The organism is Sphingomonas segetis (assembly GCF_009720245.1).
Lineage (GTDB): Bacteria > Pseudomonadota > Alphaproteobacteria > Sphingomonadales > Sphingomonadaceae > Sphingomicrobium > Sphingomicrobium segetis.
Genome location: NZ_WJSQ01000086.1, coordinates 1 through 11,526 on the forward strand (window position 1 = coordinate 1; position 11,526 = coordinate 11,526).

Below are 11,526 nucleotides of genomic sequence, written 5' to 3' on the forward strand. Positions count from 1 at the left end.
ATCGTGAGTTCGCTGCTGTCACTCGCCGTGCTCCTCAACATTGCCGCGGAGCAGCCCTCGACGGTGTTCCTGACGGCGATGGGGCTTCCGCGCGACTTCAATGTCGCTCTCTACGACCTCGGCGAACGCCTCCTGCGCGCCAAGCTCGCCCTCGGGCTCGGCCGCCGCGCTGCCGCTGAGCTCCGCGCCGATCTCGAAATCGCCGACCAGGATCACGTCGCCCTGCTCGATCCTGTGCTCGCCCTGCAGCGGGTCCGCTGAGTTGTTGACGAAGGTGCCGTTGGTGCTGGTGTCGGTCAGCCAGTAGGAGCCGTCATGGAACCTGACCTCGCAATGCCGCGACGAGATATGGCGTTGGGGATCGGGGAGGCTCCAGTCGCACGTGTCCGCCCGGCCGATGACTGCCCCTCGCTCGTGGAGGACGAATTCGGTCGGCATGCCGTTTTCGAGTGCGGCGGCATTGCGGATCACGAGCGTCAGGGTCATTGCGCCAAGAGGGCGTTTGCGCCGAGTGCCGCGACCTTCTCGCCGGAATCGCAGGCTGCGGCCAGTGCGGCGTTCGGATCGGCAGTGCGGTACGCGGCGATGATGACTGCAGCCGCGGCAAGCCCGCCGCACGCCTGTTGGGGCGGCTGCACAGGCGGAAGATCGGGCTCCGAAATCGAACCTCCCGACATGAAAACCGCGTCCGCCAGCAGCCTTTCGGGGCTGTTGCCGTCAGCCCTCCGGGCAGCCTCCTGCGCTGCGCGCCGATATTCCTCGCCGGGTTCCTCGACCCAGCGGATAGCGCAGTCGAGCGCCTGTCGCTCCGAGACTCCAGGCGGCGTCGCTTGCGACCAGTTTTCGAGTAGGTAGGCGGCCCAGGCGACAGCTTCGAGCCTCGGCAGAGCGTGGCCGATATAGCGTACGGCAAGCGGCATGTCGCCGCGCTCGCGCAGCGTCCGATAGCCGCTCTCGGGATCGGCTTCGGGCCCCCCGAAATTCGAGGAGTCGAGCTCCATCAGCTCGGCAACCTGCCGCGCCTGCGTCCATTTGACCTGATCCCAACCGGCCATCAGTTGATGAACACCAGGCCGCCCTTGAGGGTCAGCATGGCCGATCCTTCGACCGTGGTCATGAGAGATTTGATGTTCGCGACAGCGTCCGCTTTGGCGTCGATGAGCATGCTTTCGATCTTGATGCTGACCGGATCCATGGTGATTTTGCTCATTCCGACCTTCAGCGTGATCTTCACGCCAGCTTCGATGTCGATCGTGGTCCCGGCCTTGATCTTCAAGGCATTGCCGACATTGAGCGTGTCGTCGATGTCGATCTTGACCTTGCGGTTCTTGTCGACCTTCACTTGTTCATTGCCTTCGACGTGCTCGTTGCGATCATGGCGGACCAGGATTTCCTGATCGCAGCCGACGTGGTGTGACTCATTGCGCCGGATCCGGGTCTTCATGTCCCGCTCGGCATGGAGGAAAACCTCCTCGTGCGCCCCTTTGTCCTCGAACCTCAGCTCGTTTGCGCGCGGCTCTCCGGTATCGAGATCTTTGCCGGGGCTGCAACTGCCGCTCTGTCCGTACGTCTTGGTGCGCCACAGCGCGATCGTCTTGTTGTCCGGCAGCGGGTAAATCGGCATGTGCGTCCGGTTGAACACCCGCCCGACCACCAGCGGGCGGTCGGGATCGCCGCCGAGGAAGTCGACCAGCACCTCGTGCCCGACGCGCGGCAGGATGATGTTGCCGAGCCCGCCAGTCTGCGAAACGCGCATCCAGCAGGTGCTTTTCTCGCCTGGCGATCCGGAACGATCCCAGTGGAAGCGGACCTTCACCCGACCGTATTCGTCGGTGTAGATTTCCTCGCCCTCGGGCCCGGTGATGATCGCCGTTTCGAGGCCGTGGACGACGGGGCGCGGAGTCGTTCGCGGCGCGCGCCACTCGGTCTTGGCGGGCACGGCTTCGAAACTGACGTTGAACGGCTGCTCGCCGCCCATCTCGCCCGTCCGGAACCGCTCAGCCTGGACGCTATGGTAGGTTTGCTGGACGAGAAACTCACCGTCGAGGTGCGGGTTGTAATGATCCTTGATCGTGACCTTGGTCCCGCAACTCAGGCCCGCCGCTTGCGTCTGCCCACGGTATACGCGGCGTTCCGTCCGCAGTGCGTCGAGCAACACCATGCCGAGGTCCCTGCCCTGGCTCTCCTCAACATAGCGGAACGGATAGGTGTAGACTTCGACCGCGTCGCGCGGATGCGCCTCGTCCTTTTCGGACACTGCTTCGAGCGGCCGCTCCGGCTTTTCGAAATCGAAATCGCGCACCGTGACCTTGGCCTCGCCTCCGGTCGAAACGCGCTCGATCCAGGACTGGATGTAATATTCGCGGGAGCGCTCCGTCCGCGCGGCGGAATCGACGTTGAAGATGTTGGCGTTGTGCGGATTGTAGACGAGCGTCGAGGGCCGGCTCTCCTTGTGAGATGACGGCCCTTCGCACAGGACGAGAACATGACGATCCTCGCTGTGCGAGAAATGATAATAGATGCCTTCTTCCTCCATCAGGCGCGAAATGAAGGCGAAATCGCTCTCGTCGTACTGGACGCAATAGGTCCGCTTCGCTCGCGATTTGCTCAGCGCGGTATAATCGACATCCGAAACGCCGGCCTCGTCGAGGACATGCTTGATGATCTCGACGACGTCCTGGTCCTGGTAGATCGCGAAGTCGCGGTTGTGCGAAAGGAAGTAGGTCCAGGGCCTAAGCACGAGCCGGTAATGGAACCCCGACGAGGTCTGCTTGGTGAACTCGGCTTCGGTCGCGAGGCCGTGGAAATGTCGCTGCAGCTCGTCGTCCTGGCTGATCGAGACGGCTGCGGGTTTGCCGAGGTGTGGCAGCAGGTCGATCTCGCCCAATTCGGAGATGATATCGAGCGTAATCAAGAAGGGCGTGCTGAGCGCTTCGACAGCGTCGATGTGCTCGAGCAGAACCTGCTCCCCGCCAAGATCGATGCTGAGCGAGGTTTGCCTGCCCGACTCGCCGACCATACTCGTCCCTCCCCAGTCGTCTTTCGACACGGAGCGCCTCGTTGCCGGAGCATATACCAGCAAAGGCACTGTGCAATACAGCGCACCTGCGTCCCGGCCCTGCTTGATTGAAATTGCGTTGAAGATTAAGAATTGAAGTTAGCGGTAATCCCTCGCCTCAATCGCGAGTGCGTGTCCGTACCAAGGGGGTTTCCAATGCGTGTCGCCCGCCTGTTGTTTGTTTCCTGTGCATCACTGATCGTCGCCGTACCGGCCTATGCCCAGCAATCTCCAGCCCCGACCCGGAGCGTTGACGATTACGTCTGCGCGTTCGCCGGCGAATGCGGCCAGCAGCCGGACGCTGCGAAAAACTCGATCGCCGCACCGCCGGTGAGAGGCTTTCGTCTGAGCGTCCCGGAGAAGCGCCCAGAGGCGAATTCCCGCTCGACTCAATCGCCTGCCGGCTCGAGCCGGTCGAGCGGCGCCGCGACCGCCGACACGCGCCGCTCGGGAACGCGTCCAATCTCCACCAGGCGCACCCAGCAAGCGCAAGCCCAGGCGCGGCCCGCCGCCAGCCAGGCGCGGCGGATGGACCTCAGGGTTTCGTTCCTGCTCAATTCTGCGGAACTCACCGCGCAGGCGCGGGAAGAGGCCAAGGTTTTCGCCGAGGCGCTCCGCCGCCCGGAACTCGCCCCGAAACACTTCCTGATCGCAGGTCACACCGATTCGAGCGGCGGCAGGGCGCTGAACATGGAACTCTCGAAGCGCCGGGCGCAGGCGGTGGCCGATTATTTGTCGACCCTGGGCATATCCAGGGACCGACTCGAAGTGCGCGGCTACGGTCCTGACCGGCCTTTGCCCGGTCACAGCGCGAGTTCGCCGGACAATCGCCGGGTCGAGGCGGAGCTGCTCTGAGTCTTCGCGACCGCGGGAGCGTTCATACTGAAGGGGAGGGGGCGAATGACGGCAGCTGTCTTCGGGCCGGCGGACAGGCTCGCATAGATGTCCGAACTCGAAGATCTGATGCAGCCGGTTTCGGCGGACGCGGTCGCCGGGCCCGATCTCGCTTACGACCCGAAACGGCAAGAGATCGAAGCTGCTTTCGAGGCCGCCCGACTCGCCGACCGCGGCGAAGGCGAAGCGCCGGACTGGCCCGCGATCATCCGCTTGATCAAGGATCAGGCCAAGCTCACCAAGGACGCCACGCTCGCAGTCTATCTGGCGCGGGCGGGAGCACGCGCGCAGCGGCTCGCCGATGTCGCGCTCGGCTGCGCCTTTCTCGCCGGAATGTTCGAAACCTGGTGGGATCAGATCCACCCGAGCCTCCAGGAATATGGCTTTCAGGGGCGCAAGGGCGCCTGCGAGTCGCTCGCGTCCATCGGCGACTTCCTCGGGCCGCTGCGGCGGGTGGTGCTCGTCTCGCATGCACGGCTCGGCCAATTCACGGCGGAGCAGGTCGAGGCCTTCGCGACGCACGGCGACTCGGCCGAGAATGTCGGAATGTTTCGCGCTGCGGTCGCCGAAATCGATAAAGCCGAAATCGAAGCGTCGCTCAGCGCGATCGAGGAAATCCGTGGCGCGATCACGCGCGTCGACACGGTGCTCACCGCCAAGGCTGAAGGCGACACTGCGACCAATTTCGCCGCGACCTACGAAGCGCTCGATTCAATTCGCAACTCGGTCGTGGCTGCGACGGGCGTCGGCGCGCCGGCGCCGGCTGCCGCCGACTCGGGGCAGGGCGATTCCGCGCAGGCGCCGCAGGCTGCGGGAATGAAGGCCTCCATCGAGTCGCGGGCGGATGTCATCCGCGCGATCGAGGCCATCGTCGATTATTATTCGCGCCATGAACCGGGCAGCCCGATCCCGCTCGTGCTCGATCGCGCGAAAGCCTGGGTAAATATGGATTTTCTGTCGATTCTCAACGATATCAACCCATCCGGCGCGGAAGATGCGAAGCGCGTTCTGACACGCACCGCCACCGAATGACGGCACGAAAACTTCGATTGAATTTTGTTGATTATAGCGTAGTTTAGCCGGCTTCGAGCGAGTTCCGGAACCATTCCGGAGCTTCAGTATCAGGGGGCGACAATGGCAGCTAAGAGCGGTCAACGCTTCATCCGCGAGAATCGCGCGCCGCGGGTTCACATCGAATATGAAGTCGAAACATACGGTTCGCGCCAGAAGGTCGAACTGCCGTTCGTGATGGGCGTCATGAGCGACCTTTCGGGGCAGAGCGAGATCGAGAAAAAGCCGCTCGACAAGCGCGACTTCGTCGAGTTCGACATGGACAATTTCGACCAGCGCATGGAAGCCATCGCGCCGCGCGCGGCGTTCAACGTCGACAACACCCTTTCGGGCGACGGCAAGCTGTCGGTGGACCTGACGTTCAAGAGCATCGACGACTTCTCGCCGGGCAAGGTCGCCAAGTCGATTCCGGCGCTCGCGAAGCTGCTCGAAGCGCGGCAACAGCTCAACGACCTTATGCTGTACATGGACGGCAAGGACGGCGCGCAGGAGCTGCTCGACCGGCTGTTGAAAGACCCCGCGCTTCTGCAGGCGATCTCCGCCGCGAAGGTCGAGGGCGAAAGCAGCAATTCTGCCACTCCTGCCGATGCAGGTCCGCAACCCGCTCCTGAGGGAACGAAGGAGTAAGACGCACGCGTTCGCTGAGAGGTTTAGCAATGGCCACCGTCAACCAACAAACGACCACGCAGCCGCAACCTCAGCCGGTTGAGGTCGACGAGTTTACGTCGCTGCTCCAGAAAGAATTCAAACCCGGCGACGATGCCCGCAAGGGACGAATTGAGGAAGCCGTCCAGACGCTCGCGCAGCAGGCGCTTGCGGATGCCGCGGTCATCGGCGAGGACGTCTTCTCGACAGTGGACGCGATGCGCGCCGCGCTCGATCGCAAACTGTCCCAGCAGATCAACGAGATCATCCATCACGAGTCGTTCCAGCGGCTCGAGTCAGCATGGCGCGGGCTGCACTATCTGGTGTTCAACACCTCGACGGGGAAAGATCTCAAGATCCGGGTGATGAACATTTCGAAGGAAGAGTGCCGCAAGACCTTCCGCCAGTATCGCGATGCAGCTTGGGACCAGAGCCCGCTGTTCAAGAAGATCTACGAGGCCGAGTTCGGTCAGCTTGGCGGTCAGCCGTACGGCGCGTTCGTGTGCGATTATTCATTTTCGCACAGCGCCCCGGATATCGAGGTGATGAAGGGCATCGCCAAGATCGGCGCGGCGGCCCACGTGCCGTTCATTGCCGCTGCGGCACCGCAGCTTTTCGGCATGGAAAGCTGGCAGGAACTCGCCAATCCGCGTGATCTCGGAAAGCTGTTCGAAGCGACGGACTATGCCGCTTGGCGATCGTTCCGCGCATCCGAGGACAGCCGCTACCTCGCGCTGACCATGCCGCGGTTCCTCGGCCGGCCGATCTACGGGGCCAAGACCGAACCCGTTGAAGAGTTCGACTTCGAAGAGGAAGTCGGCGGGCAGCACGAAAAGCATCTGTGGCTGAACGCCGCTTACGCGATGGGCGTCCGCATCACCGACGCCTTCTCGTCCTACGGCTGGTGCACGCGCATCCGCGGCGTCGAGTCGGGCGGCACGGTCGAGGATCTTCCCACGGCGACGTTCCCGACCGACGACGGTGGTGTCGACATGAAATGCCCGACGGAAATTGCGATCTCCGACCGGCGTGAAGGCGAGCTTTCGGCGGCCGGGCTCATGGCGCTCATTCACCGCAAGAACTCCGACCAGGCGACGTTCATCGGCGGCCAGACCGTCCACAAGCCCAAAGCCTATGAGAACAAGGACGCGACCGCGAACGCCAACCTGTCGGCGCGGCTGCCATACATCTTCGCGAGCTGCCGCTTCGCGCATTACCTCAAGTGCATGGTCCGCGACTGGATCGGCGGAACCCGCGAGGAGCGCCAGCTCGAGCGCGATCTGTCCGACTGGATCATGCAATACGTCGACGGTTCACCCGAGCTGTCGAGCGAGGCGACCAAGGCGAAGCTTCCGCTGAAGGACGCGAAGATCGAGATCGTGCCCGACCCGGAGAACCCCGGCTACTACCAGGGCAAGTTCATGTTCGTGCCGCATTATCAGCTCGAAGGCATGGAGATTGCACTCAGCATGGTCTCGCGGCTGCCGAAAAAGGCATAACGAGGTCGCTCGTACGGTCCCCACGTTTGATCAAACCAGAAGAGAGGAGTGGGCGTCATGGCTTTTGAAAGTTTCCTCGAAATCAAGGAAATCCCGGGCGAATCGCAGAAGAAGGGGCATGAGGACCAGATGGACGTTCTGTCCTATCAGCTGGGCGTCGTGCAGACGGGATCTTTCCAGCAGGGTGGCCCGGGCGGTGGCGCCGGCAAGGCTGAGTTCCACGACATCAGCGTCGTCAAATATGTCGACAAGGGGACGGCAAAGCTGTTCGAAGCGTGCGCAGCCGGCACCCACTTCGGCAAGGCTACGCTCTATGTTCGCAAGGCCGGCGACAAGCCCTTGGAATATCTGAAGATCGAAATGCAAGACCTGATCATCTCCAGCCAGACGATCAACGGTGCTTCCGGCAATGACCAGGTGATGGAATCGATCACCATCAACGCCGCGGTCATCAAACAGAACTATATCGAGCAGGATGCGAAGGGCGGCGCAGGCAAGACCGTCGCGGCCGGTTTCGACATCCGCGCCGGCGAGAAGGTCGCGTAAGCGGTCATCGTGTGGTCCGGCAGGACTGCTGCCATGGACGCTGACCAACTGCTTCGGGACGGTGATCTCGACGGCGCGCGAAGCGCGCTCGTCGAGACCGTCCGAAGCCATCCTGCTGATGCGCGGGCGCGCATGTTCCTGTTTCAGCTGCTGGCCGTAGCGGGGGAGTGGGACAAGGCGCGCACGCACCTTGAGGCGCTTGCCCGCATCTCGCCCGAGGCGCAGATGCTCGCGACCGTCTACAGCATGGCGATGAAGGCGGAGGTGCAGCGCGCGGCGATATTCGCCGGCCGCGAACGCATGCCCGTGATTCGCGGTGCCTGGGCTGAGGGTCTCGCCGACGCGATCATGCATTATGCGAACGGTCGTGCGGCCGACGGCGACTCGGCGCGCGACGCAACTCTCGACGAAGCGCCCGACACGCCGGGCGAGCTCGACGGCGTCCGTTTCGACTGGCTCGCGGATGCCGACGCGCGGTTCGGCCCGACTTTCGAGGTGATCATCCAGGGACGCTACGGACTGGCTGCATTCAGCGAAGTGGCGCGCGTGGTGAGCGAGGGGCCGCGCGACCTTCGCGACACCGTCTGGTACCCGGTGCAGCTCGCGTTCCGCGAAGGCCAGTCCGTCGCGGCCCTGCTTCCTGCGCGCTATCCCGGCAGCGAGCAAAGCGATGATCTCGCGATGCGCATGGGGCGGAGCACCGGATGGCAGACCGGCGCGGCGGGGGAGACCGGCTGCGGCCAGCACCTGCTGGCGCTTTCCGGAGGCGAAGAGGTCGGCCTTCTTGCCTTGCGGTCGCTTGTATTCGACCAGATCTGATGGAGACGGGCGCCCGACTAACGCCCACGATTTTCGACAAGCTCGTCGCCGATGTCGAAATCAGCGGATTGAAGGCCACCGAAACGCCCGACGTAATGGGCGAAATGATGCGCCACTATCCGATCCCCGAAATCAAACGCTTCGGCGAGGCGGCGCTGCGCGCGACAGTCAAGCGCGATCTCGCCTGGCTTCTCAACACGACGCAATTCGGCGCCCGCGGCGAGCTCGAAGGCTATCCTCAGGTCCAGACGTCGGTGCTAAATTACGGCGTTCCTGATCTCGCGGGCCGATCGCTTCATTCGCGCACCATCCTCGATCGCGCGCGCGAGATCCGCAACGCGATCCGCGTCTTCGAGACACGGCTGGAGCCGGAGAGCCTCGTCGTCGAGCCGCTCGCATCGAAGGACAAGCCGAACGCCATCGTCTTCCTGATCCATGCCGAGATCAGCTCCACGCTTCGCCCCGTGCCGGTCCAGTTCCGCACCGAGCTGGAGGCAGACACGGCGTCTGTCGAGGTGTCCGAGTAGATGGATCCTCGGCTGCTCAGCATCTACAATGAGGAACTCGCTTATTTGCGCGAGGGCGCGCGCGAGTTCGGCGAGGAGCACGAGACGGTCGCGCCGCGGCTCGGCCTCAAAACGCCGACCGATCCCGACCCTTATGTCGAACGCCTGCTCGAAGGCGTGGCGTTCCTCGGCGCGCGCGTCCAGCTCAAGATCCGCGATCAATATCCCGAGTTCACCCAGCACCTGCTGCACGCGATCCAGCCGCACTACCTCGCGCCGACCCCGTCGATCTGCATCACCGCGTTCGAGCCGAAAGAGGGGGATCAGGCGCTTACGCAAGGGCATGTAGTACCGCGCGGGACCGAGCTGCGCAGCGCCGACGGCGGCTCGGAGACGACGCCTGTCATCTTCCGTACCGCCCACGACATCACCTTGTGGCCATTGCGCATCGTCGAAGCGGAATATCTCGCGAGCCGCGCGGCCGTCGCGGCCTTCGCTGCCGCCGCCGGGTGCAGGGCGGAAGCGGGGCTTCGGCTGCGCTTCGAAGGGACCGGCGGAGTCGGTCTTTCGCAGCTTGCGCCCGACAAGCTGCCGATTTACCTGGCAGGTTCCGAAAGCGCGCCGGGCGAGCTCTACCGCCAGCTGGCTGGCGAGACGATTGCCGTCATCGCGCGCCGGGCGGACAGCGCCGATGCCGCCGCCGCGCTGCATTTGCCGCTGCCCGAGCAGGTCGGCTTCGATAAGGATGAAGCGCTGCTGCCGGCGGAGCTTCGCTCGTTCAGGGGCTATCGGCTGCTCACCGAATATTTCGCCTGCCCTGAGCGCTTCCTGTTCGTCGCGCTGCGCGGTCTGGCCGAGGCCTTTGCCGCGGCCGGGGAGCAGTGCGACGTCGTGCTCCTGTTCTCGCGCTCGTCCCCGGTCCTGCCCAACGCCGTCAGCCCGGCCAACTTCAGGCTGTACGCGACTCCCGCGATCAACCTGTTCGAAAAGCAGCTGGGGCGCGTCCAGGTCGATCGACACACGCACGAATATCATGTGATCCCCGACCGCACGCGCCCGCTCGACTTCGAGGTCTTCCGAATCCTCGACGTGCAGGCTTATGCCGGCGACAATGTGCAGCCGGTCACGGTCGCGCCGCTCTATGCCTTCGGAGCCTTGCTCTACGACTGGAGCGAGGCGCTATTTTACACGACGCAGCTGCGCTGGCGCCGCCTTTCGACGAGGGAGCAACGGCTGCGGCGGCGCACCGATTATGTCGGGACGGAAACGTGGATCAGCCTGACCTCGCCAGGCGACCCGACGCGGCTCGACGAAGTCAGCGAGCTTGCGGTGCGTGCGCTGGTCTCCAATCGCGAGCTGCCCGAACTGCTGACGTTCAAGGGCGACAGGCATTTCATCGTCCACGGCGTGCCTGCTCGCGCGATCACCGTCGTGCGCGCTCCGACCAAGCCGCGGCCGCCGCTCGGCATCGGCGATGCCGCGTGGCGCCTCATCGCTCACCTCACGCCCAATTACGCGACACTGGCTCCGGAAGAGAATGACGATGCCTCGGTCATGCGCGACCATCTCGCGCTCTACGGGCGGCAGGACGATGCCGCGATGCGGCGCCACATCGATGGCGTGCTCTCGATCCATTCCGAGCTCGTGGCGCGGCGCGTTCCCGGGCTCGGACGGATGGCGATTGCGCGCGGCCACCGAATCCGGCTGCGGCTCGACGATGCCGCCTTCGACCAGTCGCGCATGTTCCTCTTTTCAGCGGTGCTCGAGCAATTCCTCGCCGAATTCGCGAGCATCAATTCGTTCACCGAATGCATTTTCTCCAGCGCTCAGGAAGGGGAGTTTGCGCGATGGCCGCCGAGGATCGGGCGCCGCCACAGCATCTGAACTTCCTCGCTTCGGCGCAGGAAAGTCTGACCAGCAGCGGGCTGTTCCCGCTGCTGCGCGGTGCCGAAGCGCGCGCGCCTGAACTGCCACGGGTCGGACGTTCGAAGAGGCCCGACCAGAATATCGTCGACCTCAAGCACCTGCCTGCGCTCGCCTTCCCGGCGAGGACACTCGAGTCGGTGACGATCCGCGGCGCCCGGGCCCGGTTGAGCGGCTACTGGCTCGGTCTCACCGGGCCAATGGGTCCGCTGCCCACGCACCTCACCGAATATGCCGCTTATGAGCGCAGATATGCCAAGACCCAGCCGTTCGGCGACTTCCTCGACCTGCTCGGCGGCCGGATGCTGCAGCTCTACTACCGCAGCTGGGCCGATTCCCAGCCGGCGGCCCACGCCGACCGCGAGGACAACGACCAGTTCGCTTTCTATCTGGCGGCGCTTTCCGGCGCGACCGAAGGCGTTGCTCCGGGCGCCCGATTCCCCGCGCGCGCGCGGCTGCATTATGCGGGCGTCTTTGCAGGGCGGCGCAGCGCGGCGGTAAGGTCGTGGCATCCTCCTCCAGATCACAGGATCGCCGATGGACCGCCGCTCGNTTCTCGCCACCT

Annotated in this window: 12 protein-coding genes; 9 read left to right on the top strand and 3 right to left on the bottom strand. The window is 64.1% G+C overall.

The annotated features are described in order from the left end of the window. Positions 1-18: 18 nt before the first annotated feature. Genes tagH through GH737_RS09405 form a run of 3 tightly spaced genes read right to left on the bottom strand, consistent with a single transcriptional unit; the run spans position 19 to position 3,049 of the window. A complete protein-coding gene (gene tagH / locus GH737_RS09395; protein WP_155264575.1) occupies positions 19-486 on the bottom strand; it encodes a type VI secretion system-associated FHA domain protein TagH in 468 nt (155 codons plus the stop codon). After that, positions 483-1,055 (bottom strand): DUF6931 family protein, encoded by a 573-nt coding sequence (locus GH737_RS09400; protein WP_155264576.1) that lies wholly within the window; start codon positions 1,053-1,055, stop codon positions 483-485. Before GH737_RS09400 ends, tagH begins: the two co-directional genes overlap by 4 nt. Further along, complete coding sequence (locus tag GH737_RS09405) at positions 1,055-3,049, bottom strand: type VI secretion system Vgr family protein (protein WP_155264577.1); 1,995 nt, start codon at positions 3,047-3,049, stop codon at positions 1,055-1,057. Before GH737_RS09405 ends, GH737_RS09400 begins: the two co-directional genes overlap by 1 nt. Positions 3,050-3,214: 165 nt before the next feature. On the opposite strand from GH737_RS09405, the gene GH737_RS09410 reads away from it, so the two are divergent. From GH737_RS09410 to GH737_RS09450, 9 genes are all read left to right on the top strand, one after another. Continuing rightward, complete coding sequence (locus GH737_RS09410; RefSeq protein ID WP_155264578.1) at positions 3,215-3,913, top strand: OmpA family protein; 699 nt, start codon at positions 3,215-3,217, stop codon at positions 3,911-3,913. An 87-nt stretch (positions 3,914-4,000) separates the two neighbouring features. Next, a complete protein-coding gene (locus GH737_RS09415; RefSeq protein ID WP_155264579.1) occupies positions 4,001-4,984 on the top strand; it encodes a type VI secretion system protein TssA in 984 nt (327 codons plus the stop codon). Positions 4,985-5,086: 102 nt separating this feature from the next. Beyond that, positions 5,087-5,650 carry a type VI secretion system contractile sheath small subunit gene (gene tssB, locus GH737_RS09420; RefSeq protein WP_155264580.1) on the top strand — a complete coding sequence of 188 codons (564 nt, stop codon included), beginning with the start codon at positions 5,087-5,089 and terminating at the stop codon, positions 5,648-5,650. Between the two features lie 29 nt (positions 5,651-5,679). After that, complete coding sequence (gene tssC / locus GH737_RS09425) at positions 5,680-7,167, top strand: type VI secretion system contractile sheath large subunit (protein ID WP_155264581.1); 1,488 nt, start codon at positions 5,680-5,682, stop codon at positions 7,165-7,167. 57 nt (positions 7,168-7,224) lie between these two features. Beyond that, complete coding sequence (locus tag GH737_RS09430; protein ID WP_155264582.1) at positions 7,225-7,713, top strand: Hcp family type VI secretion system effector; 489 nt, start codon at positions 7,225-7,227, stop codon at positions 7,711-7,713. Between the two features lie 33 nt (positions 7,714-7,746). After that, the gene (locus tag GH737_RS09435; RefSeq protein WP_155264583.1) at positions 7,747-8,532 is read left to right on the top strand and encodes a type VI secretion system accessory protein TagJ; all 786 of its coding nucleotides are present in this window, start codon (positions 7,747-7,749) and stop codon (positions 8,530-8,532) included. Beyond that, positions 8,532-9,059: a type VI secretion system baseplate subunit TssE gene (tssE, locus tag GH737_RS09440; protein WP_230558731.1), complete on the top strand. Its 528-nt coding sequence runs from the start codon at positions 8,532-8,534 to the stop codon at positions 9,057-9,059. Before GH737_RS09435 ends, tssE begins: the two co-directional genes overlap by 1 nt. After that, positions 9,060-10,922: a type VI secretion system baseplate subunit TssF gene (tssF, locus tag GH737_RS09445; RefSeq protein ID WP_155264584.1), complete on the top strand. Its 1,863-nt coding sequence runs from the start codon at positions 9,060-9,062 to the stop codon at positions 10,920-10,922. After that, positions 10,886-11,526, top strand: a 641-nt coding sequence (locus tag GH737_RS09450) for a type VI secretion system baseplate subunit TssG (RefSeq protein WP_196233075.1), incomplete at its 3' end; no start/stop codon positions are given. The genes tssF and GH737_RS09450, both read left to right, overlap by 37 nt.